The 18,416-nt window shown below is 65.7% G+C and carries 18 protein-coding genes; 11 read left to right on the top strand and 7 right to left on the bottom strand.

Annotation, left to right across the window (positions count from 1 at the left end; all coding sequences use genetic code 11):
- The first annotated feature begins 91 nt into the window (after positions 1-91).
- The 5 genes from Q8S30_RS09670 to Q8S30_RS09650 are packed head-to-tail and all read left to right on the top strand — an operon-like array spanning position 92 to position 4,974.
- Positions 92-781, top strand: a complete 690-nt coding sequence (locus tag Q8S30_RS09670; RefSeq protein ID WP_305665817.1) for a GntR family transcriptional regulator — start codon at positions 92-94, stop codon at positions 779-781.
- A gap of 2 nt (positions 782-783) precedes the next feature.
- On the top strand, positions 784-2,346 hold the full coding sequence (locus Q8S30_RS09665; protein ID WP_371135501.1) for a sugar ABC transporter ATP-binding protein: 1,563 nt from the start codon (positions 784-786) through the stop codon (positions 2,344-2,346).
- Positions 2,343-3,326, top strand: a complete 984-nt coding sequence (locus Q8S30_RS09660; RefSeq protein ID WP_305665816.1) for an ABC transporter permease — start codon at positions 2,343-2,345, stop codon at positions 3,324-3,326. The genes Q8S30_RS09665 and Q8S30_RS09660 overlap by 4 nt, the downstream gene beginning before the upstream one ends.
- 41 nt (positions 3,327-3,367) lie before the next feature.
- Complete coding sequence (locus tag Q8S30_RS09655) at positions 3,368-4,330, top strand: substrate-binding domain-containing protein (protein ID WP_305665815.1); 963 nt, start codon at positions 3,368-3,370, stop codon at positions 4,328-4,330.
- A gap of 56 nt (positions 4,331-4,386) precedes the next feature.
- Complete coding sequence (locus tag Q8S30_RS09650) at positions 4,387-4,974, top strand: DJ-1/PfpI family protein (protein ID WP_305665814.1); 588 nt, start codon at positions 4,387-4,389, stop codon at positions 4,972-4,974.
- Between the two features lie 74 nt (positions 4,975-5,048).
- Here the strand turns inward: Q8S30_RS09650 and Q8S30_RS09645 are convergent, their stop codons facing one another.
- Genes Q8S30_RS09645 through denD form a run of 3 tightly spaced genes read right to left on the bottom strand, consistent with a single transcriptional unit; the run spans position 5,049 to position 8,692 of the window.
- On the bottom strand, positions 5,049-6,827 hold the full coding sequence (locus Q8S30_RS09645; protein WP_305665813.1) for an IlvD/Edd family dehydratase: 1,779 nt from the start codon (positions 6,825-6,827) through the stop codon (positions 5,049-5,051).
- A gap of 3 nt (positions 6,828-6,830) precedes the next feature.
- Positions 6,831-7,712 (bottom strand): NAD(P)-dependent oxidoreductase, encoded by an 882-nt coding sequence (locus tag Q8S30_RS09640; RefSeq protein WP_305665812.1) that lies wholly within the window; start codon positions 7,710-7,712, stop codon positions 6,831-6,833.
- Positions 7,709-8,692: a D-erythronate dehydrogenase gene (gene denD, locus Q8S30_RS09635; RefSeq protein ID WP_305665811.1), complete on the bottom strand. Its 984-nt coding sequence runs from the start codon at positions 8,690-8,692 to the stop codon at positions 7,709-7,711. The genes Q8S30_RS09640 and denD overlap by 4 nt, the downstream gene beginning before the upstream one ends.
- 210 nt (positions 8,693-8,902) lie before the next feature.
- Here denD and Q8S30_RS09630 point away from each other — a divergent pair, with 210 nt between their 5' ends.
- Together Q8S30_RS09630 and Q8S30_RS09625 are read left to right on the top strand one after the other, a co-directional pair.
- Entirely contained in the window at positions 8,903-9,613 is a 711-nt protein-coding gene (locus tag Q8S30_RS09630; RefSeq protein WP_305665810.1) for a FadR/GntR family transcriptional regulator, read from the top strand.
- Positions 9,614-9,724: 111 nt separating this feature from the next.
- Positions 9,725-10,894 carry a fumarylacetoacetate hydrolase family protein gene (locus tag Q8S30_RS09625; protein ID WP_305665809.1) on the top strand — a complete coding sequence of 390 codons (1,170 nt, stop codon included), beginning with the start codon at positions 9,725-9,727 and terminating at the stop codon, positions 10,892-10,894.
- A 45-nt stretch (positions 10,895-10,939) separates the two neighbouring features.
- Here the strand turns inward: Q8S30_RS09625 and Q8S30_RS09620 are convergent, their stop codons facing one another.
- Positions 10,940-11,989, bottom strand: coding sequence for a LacI family DNA-binding transcriptional regulator (locus tag Q8S30_RS09620; protein WP_305665808.1), 1,050 nt, complete (start codon positions 11,987-11,989; stop codon positions 10,940-10,942).
- A 199-nt stretch (positions 11,990-12,188) separates the two neighbouring features.
- Here Q8S30_RS09620 and Q8S30_RS09615 point away from each other — a divergent pair, with 199 nt between their 5' ends.
- From Q8S30_RS09615 to Q8S30_RS09600, 4 genes are all read left to right on the top strand, one after another.
- Positions 12,189-12,722 (top strand): TRAP transporter small permease, encoded by a 534-nt coding sequence (locus Q8S30_RS09615; RefSeq protein WP_305665807.1) that lies wholly within the window; start codon positions 12,189-12,191, stop codon positions 12,720-12,722.
- A complete protein-coding gene (locus Q8S30_RS09610; protein ID WP_305665806.1) occupies positions 12,719-13,996 on the top strand; it encodes a TRAP transporter large permease in 1,278 nt (425 codons plus the stop codon). The genes Q8S30_RS09615 and Q8S30_RS09610 overlap by 4 nt, the downstream gene beginning before the upstream one ends.
- Before the next feature lie 44 nt (positions 13,997-14,040).
- Positions 14,041-15,048, top strand: coding sequence for a TRAP transporter substrate-binding protein (locus Q8S30_RS09605; protein WP_305665805.1), 1,008 nt, complete (start codon positions 14,041-14,043; stop codon positions 15,046-15,048).
- Positions 15,049-15,186: 138 nt separating this feature from the next.
- Positions 15,187-16,092 (top strand): DMT family transporter, encoded by a 906-nt coding sequence (locus Q8S30_RS09600; protein ID WP_305665804.1) that lies wholly within the window; start codon positions 15,187-15,189, stop codon positions 16,090-16,092.
- 50 nt (positions 16,093-16,142) lie between these two features.
- Here the strand turns inward: Q8S30_RS09600 and Q8S30_RS09595 are convergent, their stop codons facing one another.
- From Q8S30_RS09595 to Q8S30_RS09585, 3 genes are all read right to left on the bottom strand, one after another.
- Positions 16,143-16,397 (bottom strand): GlsB/YeaQ/YmgE family stress response membrane protein, encoded by a 255-nt coding sequence (locus Q8S30_RS09595; protein WP_305665803.1) that lies wholly within the window; start codon positions 16,395-16,397, stop codon positions 16,143-16,145.
- 170 nt (positions 16,398-16,567) lie between these two features.
- Positions 16,568-17,851 (bottom strand): TRAP transporter large permease, encoded by a 1,284-nt coding sequence (locus Q8S30_RS09590; RefSeq protein WP_305665802.1) that lies wholly within the window; start codon positions 17,849-17,851, stop codon positions 16,568-16,570.
- Entirely contained in the window at positions 17,844-18,368 is a 525-nt protein-coding gene (locus Q8S30_RS09585; protein ID WP_305665801.1) for a TRAP transporter small permease, read from the bottom strand. Before Q8S30_RS09585 ends, Q8S30_RS09590 begins: the two co-directional genes overlap by 8 nt.
- Positions 18,369-18,416 lie beyond the last annotated feature (48 nt).

Genomic DNA, 18,416 nt, shown 5'->3' with positions numbered 1-18,416 from the left:
TATCAGATCGTATATGATATTGTGTTTGACATTCGATATCGTATTTGCGAGTCATTGCCTCGTGTCAAGTCGAAGATGCAGGAGTGGTTGAATGGGTATCGCAGCGGATCGCACAGCAGATAGGGCGCAGTCCGTGCGCCCGGCCAGCGTGGTGGATGGGGTCTATGACAACATCTACGAACGCCTGATGTCGCTGGAGATTCCGCCCCGCGCCCGCATCCCGATCGACGTGATCGCGCGTGACCTGAACGTCTCGCAGACCCCGGTGCGCGAGGCGCTGTCGCGGCTGGAGCGTGAGGGGCTGGTAGCCAAGGCGCATCTGATCGGCTACTCGGCCGCCCCGCAGCTGTCGCGCAAACAGTTCGACGATCTCTACACCTTCCGCCTGCTGCTGGAGCCGGAAGGCGCGCGGCTTGCGGCCCTGAACATGACGGCGGAGTCGCTGAAGTTCCTCGAGGATGCCGCGGCCGACATGGGGCACGGCGAACAGCCGGTGGACCGCACCAGCCGCTATTCCCGCTTTGCCCGCGCCGACGGCCATTTCCACGACGCGATCCTGACCGTCGCCGGGAATGAGGTGATCCGCTCCACCCTCTTCAACCAGCATGTGCATCTGCACATCTTCCGCCTGATGTTCCACACCCGCGTCACGCAAGAGGCGCTGGAGGAACATGAAAGCCTGCTGGCCGCCTTCCGCGCCGGTGATGCCGTGGCCGCCGAGGCAGCGATGCGCGAACATATCCTGCGCTCGCAGGGTCGCCTTCTGTCCGCCTTCGAATGACGATGGCCGAGGCCCTGCCCATACCCGGCCCATCGCCCGTGCAGCCGGCCCTGCCGCTGCCGGCGATGCAGGCCATGGGCCTGTGCAAGGCCTATGGCCCGATCACGGTGCTTACCGATATCGCGCTCGATATCCGGGCGGGTGAGGTCCACGCGATCATCGGCGAGAATGGCGCGGGCAAGTCCACGTTGATGAAGCTGCTGTCGGGGCATGTGCTGCCCACGGCGGGGCAGCTGACGATGGAAGGGCAGCCGGTCGAGTTTGCCGATGCCGTTGCGGCCGAGGCGGCGGGTGTGGTGCTGGTGCATCAGGAAATCCTGCTGGCGGGCGACCTGACCGTTGCCGAGAACCTGTTCCTTGGCCGCGAGCTGACCCGCGGCCCGATGGTCGATGACCGGGCGATGAACCGCCGCGCGGCCCAGATCCTCGCCTCCATCGGCGCCCATTGCCATCCGCGCGACCCGGTCGGCGGGCTGCCGCTCGCGCAGCGCCAGCTGGTACAGATCGCCCGCGCGCTGCTGGAGCCGCGCAAGGTGGTGATCTTCGACGAGCCGACCGCCGTGCTGGCCAATGACGAGGTTGCGGCCCTGCTGGCCGTCGTGCGCGGGCTGCGGGATCAGGGGGCCGCGGTCCTTTATATCTCGCACCGGCTCGATGAGGTGGAGGCGCTGGCGGACCGCATCACCGTGCTGCGCGATGGCCGGATGATCGGCACCTGGCCTGCCCGCGGCCTGTCGCAACGCGACATGGCCGAGCTGATGGTGGGGCGCAAGCTGGACATGCTCTATCCGCCCAAGCGCCCGGCGGCGGCAGCTGATCCGCTGCTGAGGGTGGAGGGCCTGTCGGTCGATCACGGCGCAGTGCAGGGCAGTTTCGCCGTCCGTCCCGGCGAGGTTCTGGGCATCGGCGGCATGATCGGATCGGGCCGGACCGAGATGTTCGAGGGGCTGATGGGCCTGCGCCCGGCCACCGGCAGCGCCGTGCTGAACGGCGCCGCGATGGCGCATCGGTCGGTCGGTGCGTGGCAGGCGGCGGGGCTGGTCTACCTGACCGAGGACCGCAAGGGCAAAGGCCTGCTGCTGGACGAACCTCTCGGCCCCAACCTGACCCTTCAGGCGCTGGTCGAGGTGCATCCCCGCCTGACGCTGGACCGCAAGGCCGAGGGCGCAGCCGTGGGCAAGGCGGTGGCGGACTATGACATCCGGGTCCGGTCTGTACATCTGGATGCGGGGCAGCTGTCGGGGGGCAATCAGCAAAAACTGTTGCTGGCCAAGGTAATGCTGACCGATCCTCAAGTGGTCATCATCGACGAGCCCACCCGCGGCATCGATATCGGCAACAAGAACCAGATCTACGATTTCATCGACCAGCTGGTGCGTACCGGCAAGGCCTGCATCGTCATCTCCTCCGAATTGCCAGAGCTGGTCGGCCTGTCCGACCGCGTGCTGGTGATGCGGGGCGGGCGGATCGTGGCCGAGCTGACGGGCGATCAGATCACCGAGCAGAACGTCGTCTATGCCGCCACCAGCGGCGAGGGACACGGCCCACAAGGAGCCCAGCCATGACAGCCGCCGTCGCATCCGAAAGCGCGGGGCCGCGCCGCATCCGCCTGGCCGACATGGGGCCGTTCATCGCGCTGGCCGTCGTGATTCTGGCGGGGGTGATGATCAATTCCAGCTTCCTCAGCGGCACCAACATCGCCAACGTCGTCACCCGCTCTGCCTTCGTGGCAATCATCGCGGTGGGGGCGACCTTCGTCATCTCCTCGGGCGGGCTCGATCTGTCGGTGGGCTCGATGATGGCCTTCGTCACCGGCATCATGATCCTGGCGATGAACCGGCTGGAGCCGTCGATGGGCGGCTATGCCATCGTCGCCGGCGCGGGGATCGGGCTGGTGGTGGGCGCGCTCTGCGGGCTCTTGAACGGGCTGATCGTGACGGTTGGCAAGATCGAGCCCTTCATCGCCACCCTTGGCACGATGGGGATCTTCCGCGCGCTGATCACCTGGATGTCGGATGGCGGGTCGATCCCGATCGAGCGCACGCTGCGCGAGCCCTATCGCCCGGTCTATTTCGGCAATGTCATGGGCATCCCGGTGCCGGTGCTGCTGACGCTGGTCGTGGTTCTGGTCGGGGCCTTCGTCCTCTACCGCACGAAATACGGCCGCCGCTGCATGGCGGCTGGCTCGAATGCCGATGTCGCGCGCTTTTCGGGTGTCTCGGTGGCGAAGGTCCGCACGATGGCCTTCGTGATCCAGGGGCTCTGCGTCGCCATCGCCGCCATCTGCTACATCCCGCGCCTTGGCGCCGCGACGCCCACGACCGGGCAGCTGTGGGAATTGCAGGTCATTACCGCCGTGGTGATCGGCGGCACCGCGCTTCGCGGTGGCAAGGCCCGGGTCTGGGGCACCGTTGCCGGTGCGCTGATCCTCGAGGTGATCGCCAACCTCATGGTGCTGTCGAACATGGTGTCCGAATACCTCGTCGCTGCCGTTCAGGGGGTGATCATCATTCTGGCCATGCTTGCGCACCGGTTCATCAAATAGCCGCCGGGAGGGGCGGAGATTTTCAAAAGGGAGGACTACCAATGACAACCATCACAAGACGGGCCCTCGGCCTTCTCACCGCCGCCAGCTTCACGGCGCTGGCCGCCACCGGGGCCCTGGCGCAGGAAAAGCGCGTCATCGCCGTGTCGATCCCCGCCGCGACCCATGGCTGGACCGGCGGCGTGGTCTATCACGCCGAGCAGGCCGAGAAGGAGATCGAAGCCGCGTTCCCGAATATCGACGTGATCGTGAAGACCTCGCCCTCGGCCACGGCCCAGGTTTCGGCGCTGGAAGACCTTGCCGCCGCGCAGACGCTGGACGCGCTGGTGATCCTGCCCTTCACGTCCGAAGAGCTGACCGGCCCGGTGGAGCAGGTCAAGGCCGCCGGCACGTTCATCGCCGTGGTGGACCGCGGGCTGACCGATCCGGCGATCCAGGATCTGTACGTCGCCGGCGACAACATCGCCGTGGGCGCCAACACCGCCAAATGGCTGGCCGAAAAGCTGGGCAATGAAGGCAAGGTCGTCGTGCTGCGCGGCATCCCGACGGTGATCGACGATGAGCGGATCCAAGGCTTCACCGACGTCATCGCGGCCACGAACATCGAGATCCTCGATATCCAATATGCCAACTGGAACCAGGATGAAGCCTTCACCCTGATGCAGGATTATCTGGCGAAGTATCCGCAGATCGACGCGGTCTGGGCCAATGATGACGACATGTTGCTGGGCGTGCTCGAGGCGATCCGGGAATCGGGCAGGACCGAGATCAAGTATGCCCTCGGCGGCAACGGCATGAAGGACGTGATCGAGATGGTGATGGCGGGCGATCCCGTCACCCCGATCTCCACCCCCTATCCGCCGTCGATGATCAAGTCGGCGATCTACATGGTGGCCGGCCAGTTCACCGGACAGGCGCCGATGCGCGGCAGCTTCAAGCTCGATGCGCCGCTGATCACGCCCGAGAATGCCGATCAGTTCTACTTCCCCGACTCGCCGTTCTGATCCCTTGGGCGCCCCTTGCCGGGCGCCCCTTTCTGCCATCTCAAAGGAGAAGCCAAATGCCTGGCAAGAAGATCCTGATGCTCTGCGGTGAGTTCACCGAGGAATACGAAATCTTTGTCTTCCAGCAGGGGATGGAAGCGGTCGGGCACACCGTCCACGTCATCTGCCCCGACAAGAAGAAGGGCGAGATGATCCAGACCTCGCTGCATGATTTCGAGGGCCACCAGACCTATATCGAGCGCTTCGGCCACCTGGCCGAGATCAACAAGACCTTCTCGGAGGTGGTGCTGGACGACTATGACGCCGTCTATTGCGCGGGCGGGCGCGGGCCGGAATACATCCGCACCGACAAGCGCATTCAGGCGATGGTGCGGCACTTCCACGAGACGGGGAAGCCGATCTTCACCATCTGCCACGGGGTGCAGATCCTCGTTGCCGTCGATGGCGTGATCCGCGGCAAGAAGGTCGCTGCCCTTGGCGCCTGCGAGCCCGAGGTGATTCTGGCAGGCGGCACCTATATCGACGTGAAACCGCATGAGGCTTTCGTCGATGGCACAATGGTCTCGGCCAAGGGCTGGACCGGGCTGGCGGCGTTCATGCGCGAATGCATGAAGGTTCTGGGGACGCAGATCACTCACAGCTGAGGCTGCTGGCCCGGCGTCAGCCCGGCCTACCAACAGAGGGCACGGAAGCGTTCCGTGCCCTCGGCCGACCCGTCCTAGTGGTTATGCCGCGGCAGGGTCCGCGCAATCCCGCGGAAGTCGTCGGCGCCCTCGATGATCGCGCCATCCGACAGCTGCGTCACCGTCTGGCGATAGAGCCGCTGCCAGGGCGTCGCATCCGCCGGGATCGGCGGGGCCGGCTCGCTCTTGCGCCGTGCGATCTCGGCGTCACCCACCAGCATGTCGCAACGGCCCTTGTTGAAGTCGATGCGGATCACGTCGCCGCTCCGCAGCAGCGACAGCCCGCCGCCCACCGCGCTTTCGGGTGAGGCGTTGAGGATCGAGGGGCTGTCGGCGGTGCCGGACTGGCGCCCATCACCGATAGTAGGCAGCGACTGGATCCCGCGCTTCAGAAGCGCATCAGGCGGTTGCATGTTCACCACCTCGGCCGAGCCCGGCCAGCCCACGGGGCCCGCGCCGCGGATCACGAGGATGGTGCGCTCGTCGATGCCGAGTTCGGGATCGTTGATGCGCTTGTGGTAGTCTTCGGACCCGTCGAACACCACCGCCTTGCCCTCGAACACGCCCTCATTGCCCGGCTCGCTCAGGTAGCGGTCCCGGAACTCGGCGGACACCACGCTCATCTTCATGATGGCGAAATCGAACAGGTTGCCGCTGAGGACCAGGAAGCCCGCCCGCTCTCGCAGCGGCTGCGCGAAGGGCAAGATCACCTCGCGGTCCGTGGCCTCGCGCCCCTCAAGGTTGTCGCCCATGCTCTGCCCGGTTACCGTGCGGCAGGAGGGGTCGATCAGCCCGGCCTGCAGCAGCTCCCACATCACCGCGGGCGTGCCGCCGGCGCGGTGATAGCGCTCGCCGAGATAAACCCCTGCGGGCTGGACATTCGCCAGCAACGGAATGTCGAGCCCGTGGACCTGCCAGTCTTCGGGATGCAGCTCCACCCCCGCATGTTTCGCCATCGCCGCCAGATGTGGCTGCGCATTGGTGGACCCGCCAATGGCCGAATTGACACGGATGGCGTTCAGGAAGGCCTCGCGCGTCAGGATGTCGGAAGGCTTGAGGTCCTCCCACACGATCTCCACCGCCCGGCGCCCGGTGCGATAGGCCATCTGGCCGCGCTCGCGGTAGGGCGCGGGGATCGCGCCGCAGCCGGTCAGCGACATGCCAAGCGCCTCGGCCAGCGCGTTCATCGTGGAGGCGGTGCCCATCGTGTTGCAATGGCCGACCGAGGGGGCGGATTCCAGCGCCGCCTGCAAGAACTCCTCGCGGTCGATCTCGCCCGCCGCATATTTCCGCCGCATCCGCCAGATCACGGTGCCCGATCCGACCAGATCGCCATCATGCCAGCCATCCAGCATCGGCCCGCCGGACAGGACGATGGCCGGAATGTCCACGGTGGAGGCCGCCATCAGCGCGGAAGGCGTGGTCTTGTCGCAGCCGGTGGTCAGCACCACCCCGTCCAGCGGGTAGCCGAACAGCACCTCCACCAGCCCCAGATAGGCCAGGTTGCGGTCCAGCGCGGCAGTCGGGCGCTTGCAGTTCTCGAAGATCGGATGGGTCGGAAACACGATCGGAATGCCGCCCGCATCGCGGATGCCGTCGCGCACCCGCGTCACCAGATCCATATGCACCCGGTTGCAGGGCGTCAGGTCGCTGCCGCTTTGCGCAATGCCGATCACCGGCTTGCCGGAGCGCAGCTCCTCGGGCGTGATGCCGTAGTTCATGAACCGCTCCAGATAGAGCGCGGTCATGTCGAGATGGTCGGGATTGTCGAACCAGTCCTGCGAGCGCAGACGGCGTTTGGGGGGGTGGGCCATGATCTATGCTCCGGTTTTCGGGTTCTGCGCTTCAAGGTGAAGCAGAAGGGCACTGTGATCCAACTCTGCGCCGCCGGTGGCGACGAAGCCAGCAAAGGCCTCGCGCACGTCAGCAGTCAACGGAAGGGTCAGGCCAAGGTCTGCGGCAAGGGCCAGCACCGTGTCGAGGTCTTTCAGCTGCAGCCGCGATGGCCCGCCCGGCTCGAACCGACGCTCCACCATGCGGGCGCCATGCAGGTCGAGGATCCGGCTTTCGGCAAAGCCGCCGCGGATGGCATTGCGGAAGGCGGCACGCGAGGCGCCGCCCGCCTCGACCAGCACCATCGCCTCGGCCAGCGCGCCGATGGTGACGGCGACGATCTGCTGGTTGGCCAGCTTGCAGACCTGCCCGGCCCCGCTTGGCCCGACATGGGTGACGCGGCCGAGCGCGGCGAAGACATCGGCGAGGCTGTCCACAACGCCCGCATCCCCGCCCGCCATGATCGCCAGCGTGCCGGCCTCGGCCCCAACCGTGCCGCCGGAGACCGGCGCATCGAGATGGGCAATGCCGCGTTCGGCCAGCTTTTCGGCGTGGGCGCGCGCCAGCTTCGGCGCGATGGATGAGGTATCCACGACCACTGCGCCGGCCTTCAGCGCCTCAGCCGCGCCTTGGCCGAACAGCACCTCGCCGACTGCGTTGCCATCGCTGAGCATCGTGAAGACGATCTCTGCGCCCTGCACCGCCTCGGCCGCCGTCATCGCCACACGGGCACCGTCCACGGCCAGCGCCTCGGCCTTGCTGCCGTCGCGGTTCCACACGGTCACGGCAAAGCCAGCGCCCAGCAGGCGGCGCACCATCGGCGCGCCCATCAGGCCGGTGCCGAGAAAGGCTATGGCGCGCGTCACAAGGCACCCCCGAGTTCGTCTTCGATATGGACGCGGATGATCTCGTCAAAGCTGCTCTCTGCGGTGAACCCAAGCGCGAGGGCGCGCGTCGCCTCGAACCCCGGGGCCCAGCCGTCGCACATGCGGGTTATCATCGCATCCGGCTCGCGCCGGATCAGCGCAACCGCCTTGTCACCAGCCACGCGGCGCAGCGCCTCGATCTGCTCGCCCACCGTGGCCGACAGACCGGGCATGGAGAGGTTGCGGCGCGGGCCGACACCCTCCACGTCAAGCGTCGCTGCGTGCAGCAGGAAGCCCACCGCCGAGCGCGGCGAGACATGCCAGTGGCGCACCGTGTCGGGCACCGGCAGCACGGCCTCTTGCCCCACCAGCGGCTCGCGCAGGATGTTGGAGAAGAAGCCCGAGGCCGCCTTGTTCGGCTTGCCCGGGCGGATGCAGACGGTGGGCAGGCGGATGCCGATCCCATCGAAGAAGCCGCGGCGCGAATAGTCGGACAGCAGCAGCTCGCCAATGGCCTTTTGTGTGCCGTAGCTGGTCAGCGGCGTGGTGTGGAAGTCATCCGGGATCGGGTAGGGCAGCGGCGCCCCGAACACCGCGATTGACGAGGCGAAGATCACGCGCGGGCGGTAGCCGTCCTCCTGCGACGCAAGGCGGATCGCGTCGAACAGGAAGCGCGTGCCATCGAGGTTGATGCGGTAGCCCTTGTCGAAATCCAGCTCTGCCTCGGCCGAGACGATGGCTGCCAGATGGAAGATCATGTCGGGGCGGGCAGCGACCAGCGCCTCTGCCTCGCCGGGAGTTGAGAGATCGGCAGCGCGAGTATCCACTTGGCCGGCAAAGCCCCGCAGCGGCTCGGGGGCGATGACGTCGAGCAGCGTCAGCCGGTCGATCTCGTGACCCGCGATTGCACCATCCGCTACGATCCGCCCGATGAGCTTGCGCCCCAGCATTCCGGCGGCGCCAATTATGGCTACATGCATACCATTCCCTCCCTCGGGCAAAGCAGCCTCCCCGGCCGCCTCGAAACAACTTGTAGGGTTGTCTGATAACCTTGTATCGATGTTTTGAAAACAGTAAACTGGCGAAATCTCTGTGGGGCGGCGGTGACCGGACCGCATTGGCCTGCCAGATCCCGGTTGCCAGATCGGGTCGCTGCCGCGAAGCTGTGACCCGTTCATGAAGGATAAGTGATGTCATTCCAGCAGCTGTCGCGCACCGAGCATCTGCCCAAGCGCATCGCCGAAGAGATCGGCCGCGGCATCGCCGGGGGGCGGTTCGCATCGGGTGACAAGCTGCCGACTGAGCATATCCTTGCCCAGACCTTCGGCGTCAGCCGGTCCGTCGTGCGCGAGGCCATCGCGCAGTTGCGCAACGAAGGCATGGTGGAAACCCGCCAGGGCGTCGGCGCCTTCGTGACCGACCCGCAGCGCCGCGCGACGATTCGGGTCGAGCAGGCGAGCCTTGCTGACCCGGTCAGCCTGCGCAACTTCTTCCAGCTGCGCCTGCCGCTGGAGATCGAGGCCGCACGCCTTGCCGCACGGCACCGCACGCCCACTGAGATCGCGGCACTGGACGAGGCGCTGGACGGCATGGTGAAGGCGCGCGACTGGCTGGACGAGGGCGTGAAGGCGGATCTGGCCTTCCACCGCGCGCTGGCGGCCGCCACGCAGAACGAGTTTTACGCCATCTTTCTGGGCTATATCGCCGAGAAGACCAGCACTTCGATCAACACCTCTTTCCCGCGCGAGATGGGAGCCGAGATCGTCAAGGTCACCATCGGCGAACATGCGGCGATCCATGGCGCCGTGGTCGCGGGCGATGCGCCGCGCGCTGGCGAGGCGATGCGCCAACACCTGATCAATTCGGCGGCGCGGCTGGGGATCACGCTCGAAACCAGCTGACACGGGCCAAAGGTTAATCGCAGCGCTGGACAGGTCCGCGCGGCGCCGGTATAGACATTTCACGGATTTAGTTGTCAGACATCCGACAAGCAGGTTTCTGGGGAGGGACGCATGGCCGAGACGCAGGGATTGACCGCGCGAGACATCCTGCCTGAAGACAGCGCCACCGCGCTGCTGGTCGGCCGCGTCTGGTCAAACGCTGCGGGCGGCCCCTGCCCCGTCTTGCTGCAAGGCGGCCGCGTCCTTGACCTTTCGAGCCTCGCCCCGACGCTCTCGGCGCTGCTGGAGCTTCCGGGCCTGTCCGATCTCGCTCGCCTTGCCCAAGGCTGCGCCGACCTTGGCCCACTTGATGACTTCCTGTCCGGCACGGCCGGGCAACTGCTCGCCCCGGTGGACCTGCAGGCCGTGAAGGCCGCCGGCGTGACTTTTGCCGACAGCATGCTGGAGCGGGTCGTGGAAGAGCATGCCAAGGGCGATGCCGGCCGCGCGCAGGAGATCCGCGCGCGGCTTGCCCCCGCCCTCGGTGACAGCCTGCGCGGGGTTGAAGCCGGGTCTGCAAAGGCGGCCGAGGTCAAGGCGCTGCTGCAGGGCCTTGGCCTGTGGTCGCAGTACCTTGAGGTCGGCATTGGCCCGGATGCAGAGATCTTCACCAAGGCCCAGCCAATGTCGTCCGTCGGCTGCGGGGCGGATATCGGCATCCACCCCAAATCCGAATGGAACAACCCCGAGCCCGAAATGGTTCTGGCCATCACCTCGGATGGCCACATCGTCGGCGCCACGCTTGGCAATGACGTCAACCTGCGCGATTTCGAAGGCCGGTCGGCCCTGCTGCTGTCGAAGGCGAAAGACAACAACGCCTCTTGCGCCCTCGGCCCGTTCATCCGGCTGTTCGATGCGGGCTACACGCTGGATGACGTCAAGGGCGCCGAAATCGCGCTGCGGGTGGAGGGAGAAGACGGCTTCGCACTGGACGGCCTCAGCCCGATGCGCGCGATCAGCCGCAGCCCGGAAGAGCTCGCCGGCCAGCTTCTGAACCGCAACCATCAATACCCCGACGGCGCGGTGCTGTTCCTCGGCACGATGTTCGCGCCGACCAAGGACCGCCGCGGCCCCGGCCTCGGCTTCACGCATGAGATTGGCGACCGGGTCGAGATTTCCTCGCCGCGCCTTGGCCGCCTGGTGAACTGGGTGCGCCGCACCGACGAGTGCCCGGAATGGACCTTCGGACTTGGCGCCCTGATGGCCAACCTTGCCCGGCGCGGAGTGCTACGCGCCGATTGAAACCGCGATCAAGGGGAGGGAACAGTCATGGCCGACAACAGCAGCTCACCCCGCCGCGCGGACCCGGCCCGCCCCGCGATCCGTGCTTTCGCGCGGCATCAGCCGGCAACCCAGATCGACATTGCCCGGCTCGGGCCGCTGCCCCCTCGCCGCCGCCGCGATCATCTGCACGGCGCCCTGCCCCATCTCGTAGCACGGCGTCTTGATGGACGAGAGCGAGGGCGCGCTGGCGGCGGCATATTCGATATTGTTGTAGCCCATGATGCCGAACTGCCCCGGCACCCGGATATGCCGGCGCTGGCATTCGAACAACGCACCAAGCGCCATGTCATCGTTGTTGCAGAAGACGGCATCCGCATCCGGCGCCATCGCCAGGAACTCACCGAACATCCGGCTGCCCTGCGCGACCGAGGTGGGCTGCGGCGAGGTCAGGATCAGCGCATCATCGAAGAGGTTCGCCTCGGTCAGCGCGTCGATATAGCCGTCGAGGCGCTTCTGGCTGCGGGGGTCCATCCGCGCGCCGATGAAACCGATGCGGCGATAGCCCTGATCGACCAGATGCCGCGTGGCCGTATAGGCCGCCCGGCGATGGTCAAAGCCGATCATCATGTCCACGGGATCGGCGCTGACATCCATGATCTGCACCACGGGGCAGCCAAGGCCGGACAGGATCGCCCGCGTCTCGGGGGATTGATCGACGCCGGTCACGATCAGCCCCGCGGGGCGCTGCGCGGCGAAGACCTTCAGCAGCTCCTGCTCCTTGCTGTCCCGGTAGCGGGTATTGGCGATCTGCACATGATAGGGCGTCTCTTCCGCGGCATCGTAGATCCCGCGCAGAACATCCACGAACACCAGGTTCGAGATCGAGGGAATCAGCACCCCGATGGTCGAGCTGGTGGCCGAGACAAGCGCCCGCGCCGCCTCGTTCGGGGAATAGCCAAGGGCTTGAACCGCCTCGGAAACCCGGGCCCGCATCTTGGCGGACACCCTGTCGGGCGTGCGCAGGGCGCGAGAGGCCGTCATAACGCTAACATCGGCAAGGGCGGCGACATCCTTCAAGGTTACAGACCTGTAATCACTACTTATTTTCTTCATTTTACCCCCATGCCCTGCGGCAGCCGATACGCGAGCAGTTGACAATGTTATACGTTACCAAATATGAACCACCCAAGGGACATCGGCAAGGGAGGAGACCTTCCGATATCCGGAACAATCGCCGCACCCGTGCCGCGATGCCCTTTGCGGGAGGAGACCCGATCATGAGCCTGGCGCTTTGGACGGAAGGTGTTCGCACATGACCAGATTTTCCGACACCGCCGTGAAGCTTGTCGAACTCGTGCTGGCCGCGCTGCTGGCGGGCATGGTTCTCATGGTCGCGACCAATGTGGTCCTTCGCTACGGCTTCAACAGCGGCATAACCTTCTCCGAGGAAATGTCCCGCTATTTCTTCGTCTGGCTGACCTTCATCGGCGCCGTGCTGGCCTTCAAGGAGCATGGTCATATCGGGGTCGAGACCATCGTGCGGCTGTTCGGTCGGCGCGGGCGTGTCATCTGCATGTTCATCTCGAACCTGATCATTCTGGGCTGCGCCGGCGCGTTCTTCCACGGAACATGGGTCCAGCACCCGATCAATGCGACGATGAGCGCTGCGGTAATCGATCTGTCGATGATCTGGGTCTATGGCATCGGCTATTTCACCGGCGGCGGCGTCGCCCTGATCGCGCTGGTGCGCCTCTTCCAGATCCTCACCGGCCGCGTGACCGAGGCCGAGATCGCCCGCTTCGTCGGCGAATACGAAGAATCCACTCCTGAAGGGCGCGCATCGTGACCATTCTCGTCTTCCTCGGCACGCTGTTTGCCACCCTTGCGATCGGCGTTCCCGTCGCCTTCGCGCTGATGGCAACCGGCATCGTGCTGATGTCCTACATGGGCATCTTCAACACCCAGATCATCGCACAGCAGATGATCACCGGCGCCAACACCTTCACACTGCTGGCGGTGCCATTCTTCTTGCTGGCAGGCGAGCTGATGAATGCGGGCGGCCTGTCGCGCCGCATCGTGGACTTTGCGGTCACCTGCTGCGGCCATATCAAGGGCGGGCTCGGCTATGTGGCCGTCATGGCCGCGATCATCATGGCCTCGATGTCCGGTTCTGCCGCGGCCGACTCCGCTGCACTGGCCGCCATCCTTGTGCCGATGATGCGCGAGGCCGGCTATAACGTGCCACGCGCGGCGGGCCTGATGGCTGCCGGCGGCATCGTGGCGCCGGTCCTGCCGCCCTCGCTGGCCTATATCATCTTCGGCGTCGCCGCCAACGTGTCGATCACCGGGCTGTTCCTGGGCGGCATCGTCCCCGGCCTGATGATGGGCGCAGCGCTGGCGCTGATGTGGGGCTTCGTCGCCCGCAAGGAAACCGTCATCCCCCTGCCGCGCAGGTCTGGCAAGGACCGCCTGAATGCAGCGGGCGCCGCGATCTGGGCGCTGTTCATGCCGGTCATCATCCTGGCCGGTATCCGCTTCGGCATCTTCACCCCGACCGAGGCGGCGGTGGTCGCAGCGGTCTATGCCCTCTTCGTCGGCGGCGTGATCTACCGCGAGCTGACCTGGCAAAGCCTCTACCGCGTCTTCGTCAATGCCTCGAAAACTACGGCCATCGTGATGTTCCTCGTCGCCTCGGCGCTGGTGACATCCTGGCTGATCACCTCGGCGAACATCCCCAACGACCTGATCGGGCTGGTAGAGCCGCTGATCGAAAGCCCGCAGCTGCTGATGCTCGGCATCGTCGCGCTGCTGCTGGTCGTGGGCATGGTTCTTGACCTTGCCCCGACCATCCTGATCTTCGCCCCCGTCCTGATGCCGGTCACCCGGGCCGCCGATATCGACCCGGTCTATTTCGGCATCATCTTCGTGATGACCACCTGTATCTCGCTGATCACCCCGCCTGTCGGTGTCGTGCTCAACGTGGTCAGCGGTGTCTCGCGGGTGCCGTTTGGCAAGGTGGCGCAGGGCGTGTTGCCCTTCATCGCCTCTCAGCTCTTCGTCCTCGCCTTGCTTCTTATCTTCCCGCAGATCGTGCTGGCCCCGCTGGCCTGGATGCGGTGACCCGACACTCTCAAAATAACCCGCAAAATCGGAGGAGTTTGCACATGAAGACCCTTATCACCACCTCAGTGGCCGCCGTCTTGGCCCTTACCGTCGCCATCCCGGCCAGCGCCGAGATTTCCGAACGTACGATCCGCATCGCCAATGGCGTGGCCGAGGATCACCCGGTCGGCGACGGCGTCGAAGCAATGAAGGCGTGCGTGGAAGAGCGCACCGGCGGCGCCTGGACGATCAATGCGTTCTGGAGCTCGTCGCTTGGCGATGACCTGCAATCGGCGCAGTCGCTGCGCTCGGGCACGCTGGAAATGGTCGTCTCCTCGACCTCGCCGCTGGTCGCCATCGAACCGGCGCTTGGCGTGTTCGACCTGCCCTTCCTGATCTCGAGCGAGGCAGAAGCCGACGCGCTGCTGGATGGCGAGTTCGGCAAGATGATGTCCGACAAGATGACCGCGCATAACCTTGTGAACCTGTCCTATTGGGAAAACGGGTTCCGCAACCTGTCGAACTCGCTGCGCCCGGTCGAGAAGCTTGAGGACTTCAGCGGCATGCGCGTGCGCGTGATGCAGAACAACATCTTCCTCGACACGTTCCAGACGCTTGGCACCAATGCAACGCCAATGGCCTTTGGCGAGGTGTTCACCGCCCTGGAAACCGGCGCCATCGACGCGCAGGAAAACCCCTATGTGACCATCGACACCTCGCGCTTCTACGAAGTGCAGGACTATGTGTCGAACACCCGCCACGCCTACACGCCGTTCATGATCCTGTTCTCGAAGCCGATCTTCGACACCTATTCGGAAGAAGAGCAGCAGATCCTCTATGATTGCACCGCCGCCGGTCAGACCGTTCAGCGCGAATCCGGGCGGGCCCTGTCCGAGCAGTCGCTGCAGCGGATCAAGGATGCCGGGCTGGAAGTGAACGACATCTCGGAAGAGGCCATGGCCGAAATCCGCGAAGCCGTTGCCGGCGTGTACGAGCGCGGCGCAGACTCGATTGGCGCCGACGTCATCGAGCAGGTGCAGGCCGAGCTGGCGACCATCCGCGGCCAGTAACTCTGCCCCGTTGAACAGAGGGGCCGGGGCCATGTGCCCCGGCCCTTCCGGTTCAGGAGCTCCCGGACCCATCACGATTATTGTCGGCACATGCGAGGGCGCCGAGCCCTCGATGCCGCCTATGACGGACGCACAGACATGAACCATCCCGTCACCACCTTCCGCGGCATCGCGATCAGCCCGGCCCGGCTTGGCATGATGGTCATGCTGCTGGCAATGTTCCTGTTCGTCGCCAATGACGCGATGGGCAAATGGCTGGTCTCGACCTATTCGGTCGGGCAGGTGCTGCTGCTGCGCTCTGCCGTGGCCCTGCTGATCCTTGCGCCCTTCCTGTGGCGCCTGGGACTGGCGCCCATCCGCCATGTTCAGCGCCCGCTGCTTCAGCTCGCCCGTGTGGTATTTTCCACCGCCGAGGTGTTCTGCTTCTACTGGGCCGTCTATTACCTGCCGCTGGCCGATGTGATGACCTACTGGCTGGCCGCCCCGATCTATGTGGCCGCGCTCTCGCCCGTCTTGCTGGGCGAGAAGGTGGGCGCCCTGCGGTGGGCCGCCATCGCACTCGGCTTCGTCGGGGTGTTGGTCGCGCTGACGCCCTCGGGCGAGGTGCATCCCTTTGCCATCGCCGTGTCGGTCATCGGCACCCTCGCCTTCGCGCTGATGATGCTGACCGGCCGCAGCCTGCGCGGCACGCCCGACACGGTGCTGGTCTTCTTCCAGATCCTCGGCGCGCTGGCCGCGGGACTGGTCCTGGCCCCGGTGGGCTGGGTGACCCCGACGGGCTCTGACCTGCTGCTTCTGGGCACACTCGGCGTCGTTGCGATGCTGGGCCATATCTGCGTCAACCGAGCGGTCAAGCTGGCAGACGCGGCAACGGTGGCGCCGTTCCAGTACACCCTGCTGCCTTGGGCGGTGCTGATGGGCTGGATGTTCTTCGGCGACCTGCCGACCGCGACGATGCTGGCGGGCGCGGCGATCATCGTGGTGTCCGGCCTGATGATCTTCGCGGCCGAGACGCGGGGGAAGACCCCGGCACCCAAGGGATGAGCGAGGGGCAGCACGGGGCCTGTTATGCCCTGCTGCCCCCAAGGCCCAGGTCAGGCGCGTTTGATCAGCCGTATCACGAACAGCAAGATCACCGCCCCGATGGTGGCGTAAACGATGGAGCCGGCAATGCCGCCGCCGATATTCAGGCCCAGACGGGGCAGGATGAGGCCGGCCACAAACGCGCCGACGATCCCGATGACGATGTTGCCAAGCAGGCCATAGCCATAGCCCTTGACGATCAGCCCTGCGAGCCAACCGGCCACGGCGCCAACAAGGAGAATGATGAGCAGACTTTCGAGCGCCATTTTGGGTCCTTCCCATTGAGCGTAAGCCCCGCCGAAAACCTCGGGGCAAACGGGCCGCAGGGACGCCGCAGGATGCGGCCTGACCCCTGTGGACCGGGCCGTGCCTAGGGCATGGGCCGTCCGGAGCTATCGCATATTATCCGCCAAAGGGATAGCGACTCGCCGCCGGTTCAGAACCCGCTGACCCTTGGTAGCCACGTGGACAGGACCGGCACGAAGGTGATCAGCAGCAAGGCCGTGGCGAGGGCCAGAAAGAACGGCGGCATTTCCTTGATCAGGGTCGAGGGCTTCAGGTTGGCGGTGGAGGCGACGACGAAGATCAGGCTGCCGACGGGCGGGGTGCAGAGCCCGAAGGTCAGGTTCACGATCACCACAATGGCGAAGTGGTTGGGGTCGATGCCAAGGGCAAGGCTGATCGGGGCGAGGATCGGCACAAGGATCATCACGCCGGGCAGCGGGTCCATGAACAGGCCAAAGACCAGCAGCAGCAGGTTCACCGCCAGCAGGAAAACGATGGGCGACAGGTCCCAGGCGATGATGGTTTCGGCCAGGAACTGCGGCAGCCCCTCGATGATCAGCACCCAGGCGAAGGCACGGGCCGCGCCGAGGATCAGCAGCACCGCCCCCGCGACCAGCGCCGCGCGCAGGATGATGGCGGGCAGGTCGCGGATGCGCAGCGAGCGGTAGACGAACATCCCCACGAACAGCGCGTAGAACACCGCGATCACCGAAGCCTCGGTGGGGGTGAAGATGCCAAAGCGGATGCCCCCCACGATCAGCAGGATCAGCAGCAGTGCCGGGATGGCATGGACAGCAAGGCGCAGGATCTCGGCAAAGGGCGGCATCGCATCGCCGCTGACATAGCCGCGGATATGGCTGACACGGGCATTGGCGATCATCACCAGCGCGGTGATCAGCAGGCCCGGCAGCACCCCCGCCATGAACAAGGACCCAACGGAAACCTCCTGATCCTGCATCGCATAGATGATCATGGTGATCGAGGGCGGGATGATCGGCCCGACAACCGCGCTCGCCATCGTCAGCGCGCCGGCATAGGGGCGGTCATAGCCGCCCTTTTCCATCATCTTGATCATCATCGAGCCGGGGCCGGCCGCATCGGCCAGCGCGCTGCCCGAGATCCCCGCGAACATCGCCGAGCTGAGCACGTTGGCATGGCCGAGCCCGCCCTTCAGATGCCCGACCAGCGATTGCGCCAGACGCAGGATCGCCAGCGTCACGGCGCCCCCGGTCATGATCTCTGCCGCCAGAATGAAGAACGGCACGGCCAGCAGCGGGAAGCTGTCGAGGCCGGTGAACATCTCCTTCACCACCACAAGGCTGGGATAGGAGGACCCGAAGTTCAGCGCGACGAAGACAGAGATTGCCATGGCGAAGGCCACGGGCACGCCGAGCGCCAGCAGGATGAACAGGGCCGGAAACAGGATTTCAGCCACGGGCGCCTCCGGGCATGGGGGCGGAGGCGTGCGCGTCATCCATCGGCTTGAAGGCGCCGGCGGTGATGAAGGGCCGGGCGATCAGCAGCAGATGCACGATCAGCAGACCAAAGCCCACGGGCATGGCGGCATAGACATAGAGGAACGGGATGCGCAGCGCGGGCGTCACCTGGAACTGCATCCGCTGCGCGTATTGGACCCCGACATGGACCATGAAGCCGAAGAAGATCAGCAGCCCGACCACGAGGCAGGCGCGCAGGATCTTTTGCCCCAGCGCCGGCAGCGCATCCTGCAGGTTGGTGATGGCGACATGGCCGCCGATGCGCAGGATCAGGCCGGCACCGCCGAAGGTCATCCAGATCATCAGGTAGCGCGCCGCCTCATCCGCCCAGGACAGCGAATGCGAGGAGGTGTAGCGCAGCGTGATGTTCGCGCCCACGATCAGCGCCATCGCCGTCAGCATCAGGATCAGGGCCCAGCTGTTCAGCGTGACGAAGAGGGTTTCCAGCTTTTTCAAGGAGTGGCCTCTGGAAGGGGGCCGGCGCCATTGAGGCGCCGGCGTCAG

It is taken from the genome of Frigidibacter sp., assembly GCF_030695035.1.
Lineage (GTDB): Bacteria > Pseudomonadota > Alphaproteobacteria > Rhodobacterales > Rhodobacteraceae > Frigidibacter.
The sequence above is the reverse complement of the archived record's forward strand: the minus strand, read 5'-3'. Positions and strand labels throughout refer to the sequence as shown.